Origin of the sequence: Shewanella metallivivens (assembly GCF_028750675.1) — a bacterium.
GTDB lineage: Bacteria > Pseudomonadota > Gammaproteobacteria > Enterobacterales > Shewanellaceae > Shewanella > Shewanella metallivivens.
This window is the reverse complement of the sequence record NZ_JAQQPZ010000005.1, coordinates 1-17,437: the sequence shown is the minus strand read 5'-3', so window position 1 is coordinate 17,437 and position 17,437 is coordinate 1. Positions and strand designations below refer to the sequence as shown.

14 protein-coding genes are annotated in these 17,437 nt (G+C 41.6%); 5 read left to right on the top strand and 9 right to left on the bottom strand.

Annotated elements, in window-relative coordinates:
* Positions 1–19: 19 nt before the first annotated feature.
* The 5 genes from PQR79_RS08195 to rmuC all read right to left on the bottom strand — a co-directional run bounded on the left by PQR79_RS08195 (position 20) and on the right by rmuC (position 7,749).
* Positions 20–2,071 (bottom strand): transglutaminase TgpA family protein, encoded by a 2,052-nt coding sequence (locus PQR79_RS08195; protein ID WP_238103261.1) that lies wholly within the window; start codon positions 2,069–2,071, stop codon positions 20–22.
* Complete coding sequence (locus PQR79_RS08190) at positions 2,068–3,165, bottom strand: DUF58 domain-containing protein (protein ID WP_238103260.1); 1,098 nt, start codon at positions 3,163–3,165, stop codon at positions 2,068–2,070. Before PQR79_RS08190 ends, PQR79_RS08195 begins: the two co-directional genes overlap by 4 nt.
* A gap of 20 nt (positions 3,166–3,185) precedes the next feature.
* Positions 3,186–4,097 (bottom strand): AAA family ATPase, encoded by a 912-nt coding sequence (locus tag PQR79_RS08185; protein WP_238103259.1) that lies wholly within the window; start codon positions 4,095–4,097, stop codon positions 3,186–3,188.
* Positions 4,098–4,213: 116 nt separating this feature from the next.
* Positions 4,214–6,142, bottom strand: a complete 1,929-nt coding sequence (locus tag PQR79_RS08180) for a transglycosylase SLT domain-containing protein (protein ID WP_238103258.1) — start codon at positions 6,140–6,142, stop codon at positions 4,214–4,216.
* Between the two features lie 89 nt (positions 6,143–6,231).
* Positions 6,232–7,749 carry a DNA recombination protein RmuC gene (rmuC, locus tag PQR79_RS08175; RefSeq protein ID WP_238103257.1) on the bottom strand — a complete coding sequence of 506 codons (1,518 nt, stop codon included), beginning with the start codon at positions 7,747–7,749 and terminating at the stop codon, positions 6,232–6,234.
* A gap of 268 nt (positions 7,750–8,017) precedes the next feature.
* On the opposite strand from rmuC, the gene msrP reads away from it, so the two are divergent.
* Both msrP and msrQ read left to right on the top strand, forming a co-directional pair.
* Entirely contained in the window at positions 8,018–9,055 is a 1,038-nt protein-coding gene (gene msrP, locus PQR79_RS08170) for a protein-methionine-sulfoxide reductase catalytic subunit MsrP (protein WP_238103256.1), read from the top strand.
* On the top strand, positions 9,055–9,660 hold the full coding sequence (msrQ, locus tag PQR79_RS08165) for a protein-methionine-sulfoxide reductase heme-binding subunit MsrQ (RefSeq protein ID WP_238103255.1): 606 nt from the start codon (positions 9,055–9,057) through the stop codon (positions 9,658–9,660). Before msrP ends, msrQ begins: the two co-directional genes overlap by 1 nt.
* An 8-nt stretch (positions 9,661–9,668) precedes the next feature.
* Here the strand turns inward: msrQ and PQR79_RS08160 are convergent, their stop codons facing one another.
* On the bottom strand, positions 9,669–9,998 hold the full coding sequence (locus tag PQR79_RS08160) for a hypothetical protein (RefSeq protein WP_238103254.1): 330 nt from the start codon (positions 9,996–9,998) through the stop codon (positions 9,669–9,671).
* Between the two features lie 245 nt (positions 9,999–10,243).
* Positions 10,244–10,420, bottom strand: coding sequence for a DUF6435 family protein (locus PQR79_RS08155; protein ID WP_238103253.1), 177 nt, complete (start codon positions 10,418–10,420; stop codon positions 10,244–10,246).
* Positions 10,421–10,693: 273 nt separating this feature from the next.
* On the opposite strand from PQR79_RS08155, the gene PQR79_RS08150 reads away from it, so the two are divergent.
* The 3 genes from PQR79_RS08150 to PQR79_RS08140 all read left to right on the top strand — a co-directional run bounded on the left by PQR79_RS08150 (position 10,694) and on the right by PQR79_RS08140 (position 15,110).
* Positions 10,694–12,829 (top strand): TonB-dependent siderophore receptor, encoded by a 2,136-nt coding sequence (locus PQR79_RS08150; protein ID WP_238103252.1) that lies wholly within the window; start codon positions 10,694–10,696, stop codon positions 12,827–12,829.
* Positions 12,830–13,200: 371 nt separating this feature from the next.
* Positions 13,201–13,500, top strand: a complete 300-nt coding sequence (locus tag PQR79_RS08145) for a hypothetical protein (protein ID WP_238103251.1) — start codon at positions 13,201–13,203, stop codon at positions 13,498–13,500.
* A complete protein-coding gene (locus PQR79_RS08140; RefSeq protein ID WP_238103250.1) occupies positions 13,497–15,110 on the top strand; it encodes a PepSY-associated TM helix domain-containing protein in 1,614 nt (537 codons plus the stop codon). The genes PQR79_RS08145 and PQR79_RS08140 overlap by 4 nt, the downstream gene beginning before the upstream one ends.
* 447 nt (positions 15,111–15,557) lie before the next feature.
* On the opposite strand, the gene PQR79_RS08135 is transcribed toward PQR79_RS08140, so the two are convergent.
* Both PQR79_RS08135 and PQR79_RS08130 read right to left on the bottom strand, forming a co-directional pair.
* A complete protein-coding gene (locus tag PQR79_RS08135; protein WP_303648408.1) occupies positions 15,558–16,553 on the bottom strand; it encodes a response regulator in 996 nt (331 codons plus the stop codon).
* Positions 16,554–16,567: 14 nt separating this feature from the next.
* On the bottom strand, positions 16,568–17,437 hold an 870-nt coding region (locus tag PQR79_RS08130; protein WP_274408443.1), incomplete at its 5' end, for a response regulator.

Genomic DNA, 17,437 nt, shown 5'->3' with positions numbered 1-17,437 from the left:
ATTTAACCAGTGCTGAGGATTAACTGCGCAATAAACGGAGTCGTAATTTGCGGTATAAGCGCATAAATTGCTGCTGTTGTTGCTGGCTTTGTTCTGGCGTCAGCGGTTGATATTTGATTGCCATAAAGGCCTGGCTTAGTGCGTTAAAGTCGGCCGCTAAACGTGGATGCTTGTCACTGAGACGTGCCACTACATCGTTAGCGTAATCTTGTGGCGCTTGGCCTTGTGGGCGCGGTATACCTCGTTTAGCTAAACGCTGACAGAGCAATTGATAACGTTTGTTCAGCGGATCTTGTTGAGTATTTTGACTAAATAATCCGGCATAGTAACCGATCACTAAGGCGATGATGATAAAGCTAAAAATCATCATTAAGGCAATTTTACTACTGGTAACATCCCCTAGCAGTTTAGATAACACTTGCTGTTTACGTTCTTCATCAAAGCCCAGTACCCACACGCTCCAATAGTAATCGAGGCTAGACAATTGCTGACGTAATTCATTAAGCCAAGGATATTGTTTCATCCTTAACGTGCTAAACGGACTGTCTTGCAGGTAGCTACTTTGGCTGTCAAATGTGGCGTCAAAACCATCTAAAATTCGCTGCGGTGCAATCATGGCGGTGGGGTCAAATCGTTGCCAACCTTTGCCTTCTAGCCACACTTCTGTCCAAGCATGGGCCATGTATTGATAAATGCTGTAGTAACCTGCTTGTGGGTTGTATTCGCCACCTTGATAACCGGTGACCATACGTGCAGGTAGGCCGCTTGCTCGGGCCATAAACACCATTGCTGAGGCGTAATGCGCACAAAAACCAGCGCGATTTTCAAATAAAAAGTCATCAATTTGCTGTTCGCCAACGGGTGGTGGGCTCAAAGTGTAATAATAGGCTTGCTCGGCAAAGTAATTCATCATGGCATTTAAACGTGCCTGTGGATCGGGATATTCTTGCGCAAACTGCTGTGCTAAAGCTTGGGTTTTTAGATTACTGTTGGAAGGTAATGTCAAATTTAATTTTTTGGTGTTGTCTTTTAATGTAGGCTCCATGATGCTGTCTGGATATGAGGTTACGCGATAACTCATGCGCTGATCGACAGGTCTAAGCGAATATAAACGGTAGTCTGGTAATTCAACCACTTGATTGTTTTCACTAAAGGCTTCATCGAGGCCATGCAACCACTTTTGATGGCTGGGTTCGCTAATGACAATGTAATCAATTTTACGATTTTGCTTACTCTGTAAGGCTTTATCGCGTTGTGGTTTTTGAAAAAATGCCTGACGTTGTAAATTTTTGATGCTGGGATCTTGGCGCCATGTTTTGCCATCGTAGTTTTCCATTACCAAGGTGCGCCAGTATAAATCCTGGTTTGATGGGCCTGTGGTGCTGCCGTCTAGATTTTCAAAGCCAACCCTAAAGGCGAGATCTGCTGAGCGGGTTAATTTGCTGATATCGCCAAAAGACATTTCATCAGATAAGCCTGTGGTAGCCGATTTCATGTTGGGCACTAACCATAAAGGACCTAAGCGTGGAAACACCACAAATAATAAAATGGCTAGGGGTAGGCTTTGTATGATGATTTTAACGCTAAAGCCAAGGTTGGCGAATTTGTTGGATTTGTCTTGGTATACGCTGATTAAAATACCGGTGTTAATGACTACCACAGCCAATAAATGCAAGGTATTGAGCATGCCTTGTTGGTCTAGCAAGGTAAGCGCAATCAAAAAATACCCAACCAATACAATGGCTTTAACATCTCGCTGCTCGCGCATCTCAATGTATTTAAGGGCATATCCTAAAATCAGCAAATTGACTAACGCGTTAAGTAAGCCAATTTCAGATGACACTAAGGCGAGGGTGATGGCTGCGCCAATGGCTAATGATGTGACTAATATCTTAGGCGGCGCGGCCACTTTTCCAAGGTAAATCCCGACTCGCCATACGAAGCAAATAGCACAGATGCCGATGCTCCACAGTGTGGCTTTTTCATAGAGTGGACTTAATACAGCGACATTGGTCACGAGTAACCAAAATAGGGTGTTACGGCTGATGATGGCGTCAAAATTATCTTTCATGATGTCGCCTCTGCATCGATGTTAGCCGAGCTTGGGGTAAAGTGAGGATTGATGCGGCCATAGGCTTGATAGGTTGCAATTGCCGTTTGGCAAGCTATGCGATGAGCTTCGCCTGTGTGTTGATTAATGACGGTGCTTCCAAGTACTAAACCAAAAATTTGTTGGGTTTGGCTGAGTTTATCGACTTGCCAGGCAAGGCGACTGAGTTGTTGTTCAAGATCTTTACCACTGGTTTGGGCTAACGAAAGCCAGACGGGTAAACCTTCTGGCTCGGCAAATTCTTTTGACAACATGCCTTTGTCTTGGGCCCATTGTTTCCAAGCGACTTGTTTAAGTGACTCTCCCGGTACATAAGCGCGCAAGCCTTTGTAATCATCAACACCTGGGCGTAATTTGCCGTGCTCATATTGGCTGTCGCTATCACTCACTTGGCTAGAGAGTACAATGTCACAGGCTTCGGGTTTGGCAAATATCACATGATGAATATCAAGGTCGACATATGACCATGCGCGGCACAAGCCTAATGGAAAGTTGGACGACACTTTAATGCGCCCAGGATTTAAGTGCCCACGTTTAGGATGCTCAAATGGTACGGTTGCCACGGATTGTTGTTCCATGTGTTTTAAGCGAACATGACGCTGGTGACTAAACTGCAAACAAATTTGTTGATGAGTGGTGTCACTGTGTTTATTGCGTGTGTGACCGGTTAGCATGATAGGAAATGGACTGTCGTCTCCTGCATAGGCAATGGGCGGATTGACGGCATTAAAACTGAGCCCTGCAAGGTTTTTGTAGCTATAAATAATGCACGTATGGAATACGCTAGCTAACAATAGACTTAGAGCAATCACTAAATTGTTTTGGTAGTTTGTGCCAAATAAGTAGAGCAGCACAATCAGCCCCATCCAAAATAAACCAAAGCCGCTGGGCAAAATAAAAATGCTGCGATGGTTTAAGGTGATGTGCTTTTGAGGCGGTAAACGCCTAGTGAGCCAACGGTCCCAACGTTTAGATAGTGACGCAGGAATAAGGCGTTGCAGCCACGAAGGTTTGTTATAACCTGACTGAGCTTTGTTGGCGTGGTGTTTGCTCATGTTAACGGTTGCCCTTGGCGTTAGCGAATGGGGTTAACACTGGCCAGGATCGTGTCAGACAGCGCCTGACCCTGGAACTGGCTACTACTGCGAATACGATGCTCAGCAACGGAGGCAAATACCGCTTGTATGTCTTCGGGTACTACATATTGGCGTTGGTGAATAAATGCCCATGCTTTGGCTGCTTGCAATAGGGCAATACTGGCCCTTGGCGACAAACCACTGGCAACATCGTGCTGGCGTGAAAAATCGACCAAGGCAATAAGGTAATTAAGCACCGCATCTGACGCTGACACTTGTGCCACTTGTTGTTGAAGTAATAACAACTCTTGTGGTGTGATGCATTGCGCTAATGCCGCTTGTTTGGTGGCTTGGGTGTGGGTTTTTAGCATGGCCAATTCGGCTTCATGACTTGGGTAGCCAATCGAAATTCGCATCATAAAACGATCAAGCTGTGATTCGGGCAGCGGGAACGTACCAGCTTGATCTAATGGGTTTTGGGTCGCGATGACAAAAAAGGGTGAACTTAAGTGATGAGTAATACCATCAATCGTGATTTGCTGCTCAGCCATGGCTTCCAGCAGCGCGCTTTGGGTTTTAGGGCTGGCACGGTTGATTTCATCGGCAAGCAGCATTTGGTTAAATACCGGCCCTTTATGAAACACAAACTGTTGCTGCTCTTTGCTGTAAATTGACACCCCAAGAATGTCTGCTGGTAACATGTCGCTGGTAAACTGAATGCGTTGGTAGCTCATGCCTAGGCTACTGGCGATGCCTTGAGATAAACTGGTTTTTCCCATGCCAGGTAGGTCTTCAATCAGTAAATGACCTTTTGCCAGAATACAGGTTACCGCAAGTTTAATTTGTTCAGGCTTACCTAATAATACTTTACCAAGCTGTGAGATTAAGGTTTCGATAGTTGATTGCGACACGAACGCTCCCAGTATATTAACCTCTAACGATAGAGGTTTTAGCTAATTGGTGGTTTGCAGATTGATGACAACGTCGCTCATCAATCTGATACGTTACCCTGAGAGCACATCTAAAGCTAGTATCGATAGCTCAGTTCTTTAGGGCTAAACATGCTATTGGTTGATTGATCTTTTTGTTGAAAAATCATCCTATAACTTAATACGGCTTGAACGTACTCACGGGTTTCGGTGTACGGAATGGTTTCAATAAATGTCATTACATCTAAGGTACCATTTGAAGCTTTAAGCCAACGACGTACGCTGCCTGGGCCTGCGTTGTAGGCGGCTGTGGCTAAGACTCTGTTTTGGTCAAACTGTTTAAGCAATTCACTGTAATAAGCACTGCCTAACATGATGTTGACTTTAGGGTCGTATAAGTCTTTAACCTGTTTAAATGGTATTTTGTTCTTTTTAGCGGTTTGTTTGGCGGTTGCAGGCATTAATTGCATTAACCCCCGGGCGCCAACGCCTGATGTTGCATAGGGATAAAATGCGCTTTCGCGGCGAGATATCGCTCTAATTTCATCAATATTGACATTATACTTTTTACTGGCCTCAACAAACTCATCATTGGCAGCAAGCGGGAAGCGCAGTACTAACGAGTCCCATAATTTGCCTTGGATACTCGATTCAACACTAAATCCATGCCACCCCTGCTTTAGCGCGTACAATCCATATTGTCCAGTCATGTCATTATTATGTCGGCGCATCAGGTAAACCCATTCGTTTCGAGCGTCGATAATTTTGTCTAATGCCATGAGCTCAATCACACGAGCAAGGCCTTTGTCTTGATGTAGTTTAGCTTGTAGTTCTGGATTAGATGCAAGGTTGTCATTGTTCATTGACAGTGGATTACCTAATGCTTGTGCTGCACTAAAACCATAAAAATTCCGCTGACGACTTAACGCCGCCTGTAACTCTGTGGATTTGGTTTTATCTTTGCGTGCCATCATTTTTGCCTGCCAGTAAAGCCAGCGTGGATTGGCTTTACCTTGGTCGCTTAATAACCCCAAATAGGTGTCGACTGTGCGGTAGTCAAGCTCGCGCAGTGCCCAGCGCAATCGCATTTCGTATAAGTCGTCAGATGCCAGTAATGGCAACATGTTGTCGATATGGCCGACCAGTTGAGAGTCTTGTTTTATTAATGCTCTGCGCACTAAATAACGATTAAGCTGACGTGCTTCAAAGTCACTAAAACGATTGGCTTTTTGGTACCTTACATACAATTTGATAGCTTGATGTAAGTCTTTTCGGGCAAGTTTACGTAATCCCACATCGACAATATCGCCGATAATGGGTTTTGAACTGTCAAACTTATTCATGTGGCGCAATATATTGGGGTCGCGATACACCGACATCAATAAGTTAGCCTGGGTTTTATGTTGGGTGATTTTATTCGATAAATAACTCAATAGGCTGGTTTGCCCCGCATTAAAGCTCAGTAGCATACGTTGCCAAATCACTTCTTGAGTGCGATAACCCGCTTTTGTCCATATATCAAATACGGGATCGCATTCATTTGGGCGTGAGTAACCGTGCACCCATAAACGTTCAATACCTTTATAGGCCATGTCTTTATTACCTGCATCAAGCTGCGCTTGGTAGTAATAGCATTGTAGGCGAATGTCGTTCGGTGTATCTGGAGAAATCACCAAAAAATCATGCCAACGCTGCTTTTTACCCGCATTGAGCAGGTAACGATAACGAAGATTATTGTACAAAGGAGTGGTATCAAACTGGTTAATTGCGCTGAGCGCAGCGTTGCCAGATAATTGCACAATGCTATCCATTTTAGCATGGTAGTCAAGGTAAACGGTGAGCGGATAATCCGCTAATTTATTGCGTAATGTTTGATATTGGCCCAGCTGTTTGTTGTCTAGTGCTTTGCGGGCGTCAAGATAGGTTTGCTGCTGCGCGGTTAACGCGCTGGCTTGGCCCATAAAAGCCAAGGGTGCTGATAAAATCAATGCACCAGTAATCAGTTTTTTAGCCCAAGTGTTACGCATTTAAAAGAGAATCTCCGCCTCAATATTTCGTGTTTGTACGGTTGACTTACGCCTATGGGTTACTATTGCGTGCCTTAATTAAATAAAGATTAATTCTGTACTGATTGCGCATCTGTTTCATCATCGGCATCTTCAATTGACTCGTCTAACGCGCGGTTTAACAATTGTTTATCGAGTTGCTTGCTGGTGTCGACACCTAGTTGTTGCATGAAGTGTGCTTGTCTAATGAGGTTACCTTTACCTGATGACAATTTTGACATGGCGTTTTGATAACTTTTTTCTGCGCTGTCTAATGCGCGGCCAAGTTTTTCCATGTCTTCTAAGTAGCCGCAAAGCTTGTCGTAAATTCGACTGGCTTGTTTGGCAATGTTTTGGGCATTTTGGTTTTGATACTCATAGCGCCAAATGTTGTTAATGGTCCGCAAGGCCACTAATAAATTGGTTGGGCTCACCAGCATAATATTATGTTCTAGGGCAAAGTTAACCAAGCTTGGATCGTATTCAATGGCTAACAAAAAGGCTGGCTCAATAGGAATAAACATCAATACATAATCAAGACTCTTAAGCCCATGCAGTTTGTGATAGTCCTTTTGACTCAAGCCTTTGATGTGCTGCCTAATCGACAGTGCGTGTTCTTTGATGGCTTGCTCACGGATGTCTTTGTCTTCGCTATTAAAATAACGCTCGTAACTCACAAGCGACATTTTTGCGTCAATGACCACATCTTTTTGTTCTGGTAAATGGACGATGACATCAGGTTTAAAACGTTTGCCGTTATCGTCTTTTAAATCTTGTTGTATCTGGTATTCATGACTTTCACGCAGGCCGCTTTCTTGCAATACGCGCTCTAAAATCACTTCGCCCCAGTTGCCTTGTTGCTTGTTATCACCTTTTAATGCTTTGGTGAGATTGATAGCATCTTGGCTCATTTTTAAATTAAGTTCGCGCAGATGATCTAACTGGTGTTTTAACGCGCTGCGTTCAGATTGCTCATGGGTATACGACTCATGAATTTGACGTCTAAAACCCTCAAGTTGTTGTTTTAACGGGCCAAGTACACCGTCCATTTGTGAGACGTTTTGCTGTTTAAAGCTCTCGCTACGTTCGTCAAAAATACGGTTAGCTAAGTTTTCAAATTGCAGTTTAAGCCGCTCTTCTGCTGATTCGAGTAAAGCGATTTTGTCTTGTAAGGATTTTTGCTCAGTCTCGGCTTTAACCAATATAGTTTGTTGTATTGCATTTGATTTGGCTAAGTTCAGTTGTGACTCCATTAGGCGATGTTGAGCATCGACTAATTGCTGTTCAACGGTATAAACACGGTCGGCTTTGGTTTCTGCTGTCGACAATTGTGAAATCAAGCTTTCGATTTTATTTTGCAGGTGATTACTGTGATCAATTTTATCGTCGAGCATATCTTGCAATCTCGACACTTCTGCATGGGCTTCGTTGATTAATGTGAGGTTTTCTTGCTCATGTTGTTGTTTTAGTTGTTCCCAGCGTTGGCGGGTTAAGCGTTGATTGATTAGAGCACCTATCAAAAAGGCAAGAAACGCAACCGCAATCAGCGCAGCAATTTGAGGAGGAGTTAACGACACAGCAAAAGGCATAACAAAAACCGATAGAAAATAATGGCTAAGGGTCGCACGGCTAATAATTGCCTGCAAGAGGCAAAATAAGGAATTAATGATTTTTTATTGTTAATGATTAAATTTAAAACTAATCCATTGGTAAAGGCGTATTGTTAGTGATATCAGGCTTTTGTTAAAAAACGTTAGCAAGTATTTTTAAGTCATTTGAAATAAAAACATCAGTTTACCTGTCTATTCATGACAGATGGTAAAAATAACTAAATAATAGGCTTTTAAGAGGTGATTTATGGCGCGTAAAAATCGATTTACTCAAGGCATATTACAACGGGCTCCATGGCATGTCGCAGACAACAATGTCACGCCTGAATCTGTATTTAATGACCGCCGTAATATTATTAAGGTATTAGGTTTAGGTGCGTTAGGCGCCAGTTTGCCTGGGCAAGTACAAGCGGGCATATTTGATTTATTTGGTGAACAACAAGCTAAGAATGCGTTTACCACCCAAAGCTTAAATTATTCTGTGCCGCGTCAGTTTGTGCTGCCTGATGTGAAAACACCCGAAGATAAAGTCACACGCCACAATAACTTTTATGAATTTGGTACCGGTAAGTCTGACCCTTATGACAACGCCCAAGGTTTTAACGTCGATCCATGGACATTGGTGATTGATGGACTAGTTGATAAGCCCATTACCCTTGATTTAGCAGCACTGACAAAGCGTTTTGCTCTTGAAGAAAGAACTTATCGATTACGTTGTGTCGAAGCATGGTCGATGGTTGTCCCTTGGGTAGGTTTTTCTCTGGCCGCATTATTAAAAGAAGCGGGCGTGAAACACAATGCCACCCATGTGGCATTTGAAACCTTATTTGACCCCGAGCAAATGCCAGGGCAAAAAAGCCGTTTAATGGGCGGCGGTATTCATTATCCGTACGTTGAAGGTTTAACGATTGCAGAAGCGATGAATGAATTACCTTTTTTAGCCGTGGGTTTGTATGGTAAAACCTTACCGCCACAAAATGGCGCACCGATCCGTTTAGTTGTACCTTGGAAATACGGTTTTAAAAGCATTAAATCTGTGGTGCGAATTCGTGTCATGGATAAGCAGCCACCAACGAGCTGGAACCAATTAGCCTCACATGAATATGGCTTTTATGCCAACGTAAACCCAGAGGTTGATCATCCTCGCTGGTCGCAAGCAAGCGAACGTAGCATTGGTGAGGGCGGGTTGTTTTCGGCTAAGCGTATTCCGACGCAAATGTTTAATGGTTACGGTGAGTTTGTCGCAGATTTATATAAAAACATGGATTTAAGGAAGTTTTACTAATGCGTTTAAGCCCTCAAGGTGTGTTTTGGCTTAAGGTTGTGCTGCACATAGTATTTTTATTTCCGGCTTTGTACCTTATTACACTTGTGATGACTGACAATGCGGGTGGCGATCCGGTGCAATATATTATCCATTACACCGGCATGGGGGCGATAAATAGCTTGCTTGCCACGTTATTGATTTCACCCATTGCGAAACGCGTTAAGTTGGCTGCGTTAATACAAACACGACGTTTAGTGGGCTTGTATGTGTTTGCCTATGCACTATTGCACATTGCTGCATTTATTAGCTTAGATTTGTTGTTTGCATGGGGATTGTTGTTTGAGGAAGTGGTTAAACGGCCATACATTTTAGTGGGTGCTGCCGCGTTGATCATTGTGACTTTGCTTGCGCTCACATCACCGAATAAGGTTAAGCGCAAAATGGGCAAACAATGGCAATCACTCCACAATTGGATTTATGTGGTTGCACTGTTGGCACCGGTTCATTTTTATTGGTCAGTAAAGTCTGAAATTATTGAGCCGAGCATTTACATTGCGCTGTTTGTTGGATTACTGCTTTACCGTAGAGTCAGTATTAAAAAATGGCTGATGCCAAAGCGTTAATGAGCCAATTAATGGCGTAATCGTTGGTTTAAGCCATCGGTACAAAACGCAGCAAACAAAGTAAATATCATCACCCCACCCATAATCATTGCCAGTCTGAGCCAAGGTTCAGATAAAGTCATGCGCATGTCTATAAAGTTAAAAGTCGTGACCGCCCAGATAAAAATAACACTTAACAGTAGGGTAAACTTTAATAATTGGTTGATGATATTGTGACGGATAAACATCAACAATGGCATGACACAAGCGATGATGGCCCACTCAGTTTGACTAAAGCGAACAAAGTGCGCACCTAACAATAAAAAGGCTAAGGTAATAATGATGACACGCCACCACATAATGTTGTCCTCAAGCTAGCAATCGATCAGGGCTTTAGCATAAGCCTTATGGGACATTTATTCTCTATGCTTGTTCACAAATTGCTCATATTAATTTAATGAAATGTCATTTGCCGCTGTCTTTTATAGTAAACCTTGACCTGAGCCAACGTAGACGATTTTTGCAGACCGACCCCATGGTTATCATTCTTTGAGCGAGACTGCAGTATTTCAAAATATAGCCAGTTTTTCACTTTATCGTTAACTTATGTGCTCGATTTTTCTAGCGCTTCAATCTGCTGCCAAATGTTTTCTGACTCAGCGGTTAATAGTGAGTAGGTTTTAATGTCGCCTTTACGCTGTGCTTGCATGGCTTGTTCAAGCTTTTGATCGTAGGTTTTACGCAGTTTTTTGATTGGGTCTGACTTTAAAAATGAAAACATTGAAGGCACTCTGTTATAGGTAGTGTTACTGATACGACGTAAATCGGTTCGTGGTTTACGTTTTCCGCTTTTATTTATTGGTTGAAGTTCGCTCTTTTGCGGCTTTAATTTTCATCATCCGCCTTTAGTAAAGTAAAGATTACATTCTTAATGTAAATAATATTGATAACGATTATCGTTAGTATTAAAGTTTTTTCATCTTGTGATGTTGAACGAGTAAGCAAACATCTATTTAGAGGTGTATTTTTTTATAAATACTAAATAGGATATTCGATGATAAACAATGGTTTAAACTTTTCAAAAAACAAATTAGCTGCTTTATGTGCTTGTGCATTGTCTCTAAACAGTTACGCAGAGACCGCAGAGGATGACGTTGAACAACATAATAATGACATTGAATCGATCAGTGTTGTCGGTCATAAATTGACAGAGCTAAGCGCTGGTAATAATGGGGGGGCGTTAGGCAATAAAACGTTATTAGAAACCCCTTTTTCGGTCGATGTGATTTCTCTTGAAGATATGGAAATTCGGCAGGTAAATACCTTAGATAGTCTTTTTAGCCGAGAAGCTTCAGTATCAGTTGATGGTAGCGCATATAGCACCTTTGGTTCGACTATTCGGGTGCGTGGTCTGCCATTAGATTATACCAATAGCTTTAAAATAAATGGCATGTCTATTAATAATTTTAGTGGCGAATTACCTTATGAAGCTTTTGAACAAGTCACCTTACTAAAGGGGGCTTCTGGTTTCATGTATGGTATGGCTGCACCAGGTGGGGTAGTGAATTATGTCACTAAAAAAGCCAAAGAAGATCAACTTATTGTTGATTTTGGTTTGCGCAGTGACAGTGTCTTCAGTGGGCATGTCGATGCCAGTACTCGGATAGGCGAATATGATGAATATGGTATTAGAGTTAATTTAGTTAAAGAAGAAGGTGACACTTATTTAGAAAATGGCACCATTGATCGTGAAACCGCCTCATTAGCGTTTGATGCGCAACTCACCGATTCTCTTTATTGGACCGTTGATGTTATTTACAGTGACCGTTTAACTGAAAACTCATGGACAACCATGAGCAATAATTTAGATAGTAGTGAATCATTGCCTGATACTGTAAGTGGTACTCGTAGCATTGCCCCTGAAGGTACCTTTGATGATTATAAAAATATCGTGGCACTTACGAGCTTAAATTGGGACATTGATGAAACGTGGAGTGTTCGTTTTGAGTATGACTATTCTAAAAATGAAACTCGTTGGGTAAAAACCTTAGCGTATTTAGAAAGTTCCACCGGCGACATCGATATTGCCTTATATGACCAATATTTTGATGTTAATTATGACCAAGTACAGGTGCAAGTTAATGGCGAATTTGACACTGGCAGCATAAGTCACAGTTTATTAGTTGGCGCGTCTTATCAAAAGTCGACTACCTACCGAAATGACCCTGACCGCAAAGTGACTTGGGGCTATGGCACCGATAATCTTTACGACCCAGTCGATTTACCCGCTTATAATTCAACCTTAGAAGATAATTTATCGCTGGCTTGGACTGATAAACAAGAGTCTTTTTATGTTAGTGACTTTATATCGCTTACTGACGAATGGGAAGTGTTATTAGGTATTAGGGGCACTCAAATTGAGCACACTCCAAGCGAGTATTTCTCTTCATATCAAGCATATAATGAAGACAGCGCCGTGACTCCTACTGCGGCATTAATGTACAAGCCTGATACGAATACAACCTATTATGTTAGCTATGTTGAATCATTTGAAGGTACGACTTCCTATGTGGGTGAGACGTATGCCAATGCTGATGAATTATTGCCACCTTTAGAAAGCCTGCAATATGAATTAGGGGTTAAAACCGCAGGTGACGGTTGGTCAATGACATCTGCACTGTTCCGTATTGAACGTGGTGCAACATTGGTCACGGATGATAACTACCTTATTCAGGATGGACTGAGTATTTACCAAGGTTTTGAATTTAGTGCAGCATGGGAAGTGACCGATAATTTATCTTTATATGGCGATTTAATGTTGTTAGATGCGACATACGATAAAACCAATAGTGCAGTGGAAGGTAATGATGTTGCTGGTACACCTAACGAGCAATTTACGATACAAACTAATTATGACTTTGATGCGATACCGGGCTTAGCGGTTAATTTAGGCGCTAAACATTTTGGAAAAACAACACTGGATTCCAATAATAATTGGGAGTTACCTGCTTATAACTTATTTTATGCAGGGGCAAGCTACAACACTACACTTTATGATAAGTCGTTAACGATTATTGGCTCTGTAGATAACTTGTTTGATAAAGAGTTTTGGGCCGTTGGTGATGCATACGGTGCATTACGCATTGGTGAGCCTCGTACTTTTGCGGTAAAAGTAAAAATGAGTATTTAAATATCGTTTAATACACATTATCCAACGATTAATTTGCCGCGAATAAATCATTTATTCGCGGCAGATATTCATGGTTTGTTATTTATTTAAAGGTTTATATCGATGTTTACATTTTTATCATTGCTGTTGACATTTACAGGTGCGGCAGTTCTTTATCTCACCAACAAAAATCAGAACTTAATGACGAAGCCATTGGTTAAATATTGGAGGTGGGTAACCCTTTTATGTTGGAGCATATCCTTATTTTTATGGCTTTCTTTGTTTGTGGTGAGTGCCGCGATTTTTATTTGGATATTGACAATCATTATCGCCCTTACGGTTATCCCTCTATTAAGCCTTAATCACTTATTTCATGTTAAAGGTAGTCAATAATGGTCAGGTTATCAGCTAATGAAAAGATACAGCCGCATTGGTGGAGTAAAACGCTTGCGGGACTTCTCTTAGGTTTAATGTTGGCTTATGGCATTGTCGGCATTTTTGCTTGGTATGGTTATGGCGGAATTGATGCGCCAGTAAAAGTTCAATTTAACATGTGGATGATCTGCCCTATTTGGATCTTGGTTTTATCATTGAGTTATTTATTTAAAACCGGTTTTAATGCGGTTGTTTATTTACTCTCTGTAAATGCCGTTGTTTATGGTGTTTTTTTCATCTTAAGGTGGTTGTCATGAGAGTTCGTGGAGATATTTTACGCACCTATCAGTCGATTCATACTTGGACCGGCATCATTGCGGGATTAGTGCTATTTATTGGCTTTTATGCTGGCTCGCTAACCATGTTTAAGCATGAGATCACTCACTGGGCTACACCTGCGAGTCACCAGTTAGCACAGATCCCTATTGAGAAATTCGACAAACTGATACAACAAGCTTCATCCCAATTTTCTAAAGCAGGACAAAGCTTTACTGTTAACTTTAATGAGCACTTGTCACCATTAACTTGGTTTGAACACGGTGGCGGTCGAGAGTTGGCACTCGATAATGTGATGCAACATGCAACGCTATCCGCGGACGGTCAATTAATCACTCAAGTTAATCCAACAAATGAGTTGGGTGAGTTAATTGACATGCTCCATCGAACCGCAGGCATACCCGGTAAAGCGGGGCATGAAGATGTAGGTGTGTTAATTCTAGGTGTCGCATCCGTTTTATATTTTCTAGCATTAGTTTCTGGTGTTGTTATTTTATTGCCGACGTTAGTTAAAAGCTTTTTTGCATTAAGACCACATAAAGGCAGTAATCGACTGTGGCTTGATAGTCATAATTTAGTAGGTATCATTAGTTTACCATTTCATTTGATTATCGCTTGGACAGTTATTGTGTTCGCTTTTCATGATTTTTTCTATGGCGGTTTAAGCCTTGTTTATGGTGACGAACCGATGTTTGAAATAAGAGATAAGCCCTCAATTGAATATACTGTTGAACAACTCCCGCCTATTTCGAGTTACCTTAACAAAATTGATGATATTGCTGAAGGGTATAAAATTGAATCAATGGCGTTTTCAAATTTATCATCAGCAAACCCTAGTGTTGGAATCACTATTATTAATCAACATGAAATGATGAGAGTGAGTTCGGGTGATTTTATTTACATGAATCCATATACTTTTAAAGTAAATTACAGCAGTATTCCATTGAGTGATGAAGATATATATATACCCATCGTGGCCGGATTTTTTTCATTACACTTTGGTGGGTTTGCTGGTGATTTAGGGCGCTGGGTGTATTTCGTTTTAGGGTTGTTAGGAGCCTTTATATTTTACAGTGGTAACTTACTTTGGCTGGAAAAACGTCGTAAAAAGCAACCTCAACAAAGTCAATCTAGCCGTATCATGGCGTCGCTTACTATTGGTGTCTGCTTAGGTTCAATGGTGGCCGTTGTGATAACGTTATTAATCAGCAAATGGTTATATCTAGTTGGGTCAGAGGTTAACACTCATTACCTTTGGTGTTATTACGTCTGTTTTATTAGTGCCTTTATATACAGTTTTATTCGAGGAGCGGCTAAAAGTGCGATTGATTTACAATTTATATTATTTGTAACGTGTTTATTGATCCCGTTAACTTCGGTTGTAGCTTTATTGTTTCCGAGTATAGGATTAATACAACCTATAATATTTTCAAGTTTGGCGATTGAGGGGATAGCATTGTTATTTTCAGCTGTGTTCTTTTATTGTTTTCTTAAAACTAAAAAAAGAGCATATCAAGGTGAAAGAAATAGCATATGGGCCTTGCCAAACCCAGAGACACCAGTGGATTCTATAATGTTAAACAAAGCATAAATCGTGGCAATTGTTAAGCCCATGAACTTGTATACCTAATCCACTCATTATCAGGCTGCTCTGTGCCTTATAGGCAAGTAATAGGATTGTAGGCGAAGAAACCTGTCATRTAGGAGACGCTCTGACAGTCCATTTCTTTGTCGCGGAATAACCATTGTGTCAACAATGCGCCTCAAACTGAACTGTCTGAGTGTCTCTGATTGGTCACATAATAAATGAAAATGGAATTTATTAGACACTTACACTCAATTAACCTTAAGATGCTCGATTCAAGCAAGAATTTACACGTGTTTAGGCAAGAAATTGATTTCGGGTAATACTTAACCCTTTCCAAAAATCAGTTAAATGAGCAAGAGCCACAGCTTAATCGCGTGTAAAACTTGCCCTTTGTGGCACTGTGTTTCCATTAGTTGATGCGTTAACTTATAAGGTATCGACATGACCTTATTAATCTTGCCAGCGTTGTTTAATGTACAGAATACTGGGCAGACATTGTTGCATTAACACCACTAAATCTGGGTCAAAGTGAATACCGCTTTGGCTTTCAATAAAGTCCATGGCTTGCTCGACGGTCCAGGCTTCCTTGTAAGGGCGTTTACTGGTGAGCGCGTCAAATACGTCGGCAATGGCCACAATGCGACCTTCTATAGGAATTTCTTTACCTTTTAAGCCTTTAGGATATCCGCTTCCATCGAACTTTTCGTGGTGGGTGAGGGACACCACTTTAGCCAATGCGATTAAATCGGAATCAGAATCACCGAGAATTTCTGCACCAATTTCAGGATGAGTCTTCATGATGGTAAATTCTTCGTCGGTCAATTTACCTGGCTTAAGCATAATACTGTCTGGAATGCCGATTTTACCTATGTCGTGCATAGGCGCTGCGTGGAGTAAATTGTCTGCGGCAAAATCAGATAAACCATAGGCAAGAGCAATGATTTTTGAATAATGGCTCATGCGCATAATGTGCATGCCTGTTTCATTGTCTTTGTACTCTGATGCACGGCCTAAGCGTTGAATGACTTGTAAACGAGTACGGCGTAAATCGTCTGCCTGCACCAGTGATAGGTGTGTTCGCACTCGCGCTTTAACGATTGCAGGTGACACTGGCTTGGTGATGTAATCAACTGCACCCACCTCAAATCCCTTGGCCTCATCTACTTCATCATTCAGTGCGGTGACAAAAATAACCGGTACGGCTTTGCTAAGCATGTCTGCTTTGAGTTGTTCGCAAACTTCAAACCCCGTCATGCCTGGCATCATGACATCTAGCAAAATTAGGTTTGGAAGTTCACGTTGCACTAAGCGCAATGCTTCTTCACCACTTTTAGCAAAAATGAGGCGGTATTGTTCCTCGAGCATTTTTTTTAGTACTCTAAGGTTTGCTGGCTCGTCGTCCACAATCAGGATGGTTTGTTTACTGTCTTGTCGGTTAAATATCATCTGCTCAATTCTTGTTACTGTGCATTAATGTGCGCGTCGAGATTATCGAGTTCAATTAATGCTTGTTCAAATTCAAAATCGTCTAAGGCGTGCTGTATTGATATACATTTAAGGCGATACGCAGAAGGCGTACTTGCCATCAATGAGTTGAGATCGGCCTCATTGTATTCGTTATCTTTAGCTGCAAGGCGTATTCGATTGATAATCTGTTTCAACTTAATGGGGTTGAAGCAGATTTCTTGTTGCGCTTTATCGATGTTTTCAGGGACTATCTGTTGTTGCTGAACATAGTCATTTACCTTGCTCAATGCGTGTTCAATATTGGGTAAGATTGCCAGTAAGTCTTTTGCAGACTTTATCATCGCGATCCGTTCAGCATCGGTGAGTAAGCGGGTTAATTGCGGCAGTGCTAAATTACCGGCTAAACCTTTTAATCCGTGGATCTGTGCCTGTATTGCTCGCCAGTTATCTTCAGCAATTAACTGTGTTAACTCGGTAATACAATGCTGTTGTTTGACGTTAAAGCCGCTGATCTCTTTCACTAGTGTGGCTTTGTCGCCCCACAAGCTCATGCCTTTTTGCTCGTTAACCACTTGTGTGGGTTCTGCAGTTATTGCCGTTGATTCAGGTATGTTTATATTGGTATCAAGCTTTAATACTTGCGCTATTTCATTATTTAACAAGGCTATATCAATGGGTTTATTGGCAAAGCCGTCCATGCCGGCATCTATAGCCGCAAGCCTATCTTCAGGCAGTACGCTCGCCGTTAATGCAATAATGGGCATACGTGTTAATTGCTGGTTTTTTTCGAGTTCGCGGCGCAGACGTGATGCCGTTAATCCATCCATGATGGGCATTTGCACGTCCATTAAGACAATATCGAT

What these genes read in the sequence shown, in the direction of transcription:
- msrQ (WP_238103255.1), top strand. Translation starts at nt 9,055, where the DNA reads ATGCGTTTAAGCCCTCAAGGTGTGTTTTGGCTTAAGGTTGTGCTGCAC.
- PQR79_RS08135 (WP_303648408.1), bottom strand. Translation starts at nt 16,553, where the DNA reads ATGATATTTAACCGACAAGACAGTAAACAAACCATCCTGATTGTGGAC.
- PQR79_RS08160 (WP_238103254.1), bottom strand. Translation starts at nt 9,998, where the DNA reads ATGTGGTGGCGTGTCATCATTATTACCTTAGCCTTTTTATTGTTAGGT.
- PQR79_RS08155 (WP_238103253.1), bottom strand. Translation starts at nt 10,420, where the DNA reads ATGTTTTCATTTTTAAAGTCAGACCCAATCAAAAAACTGCGTAAAACC.
- PQR79_RS08150 (WP_238103252.1), top strand. Translation starts at nt 10,694, where the DNA reads ATGATAAACAATGGTTTAAACTTTTCAAAAAACAAATTAGCTGCTTTA.
- msrP (WP_238103256.1), top strand. Translation starts at nt 8,018, where the DNA reads ATGGCGCGTAAAAATCGATTTACTCAAGGCATATTACAACGGGCTCCA.
- PQR79_RS08195 (WP_238103261.1), bottom strand. Translation starts at nt 2,071, where the DNA reads ATGAAAGATAATTTTGACGCCATCATCAGCCGTAACACCCTATTTTGG.
- PQR79_RS08145 (WP_238103251.1), top strand. Translation starts at nt 13,201, where the DNA reads ATGGTCAGGTTATCAGCTAATGAAAAGATACAGCCGCATTGGTGGAGT.
- rmuC (WP_238103257.1), bottom strand. Translation starts at nt 7,749, where the DNA reads ATGCCTTTTGCTGTGTCGTTAACTCCTCCTCAAATTGCTGCGCTGATT.
- PQR79_RS08140 (WP_238103250.1), top strand. Translation starts at nt 13,497, where the DNA reads ATGAGAGTTCGTGGAGATATTTTACGCACCTATCAGTCGATTCATACT.
- PQR79_RS08180 (WP_238103258.1), bottom strand. Translation starts at nt 6,142, where the DNA reads ATGCGTAACACTTGGGCTAAAAAACTGATTACTGGTGCATTGATTTTA.
- PQR79_RS08190 (WP_238103260.1), bottom strand. Translation starts at nt 3,165, where the DNA reads ATGAGCAAACACCACGCCAACAAAGCTCAGTCAGGTTATAACAAACCT.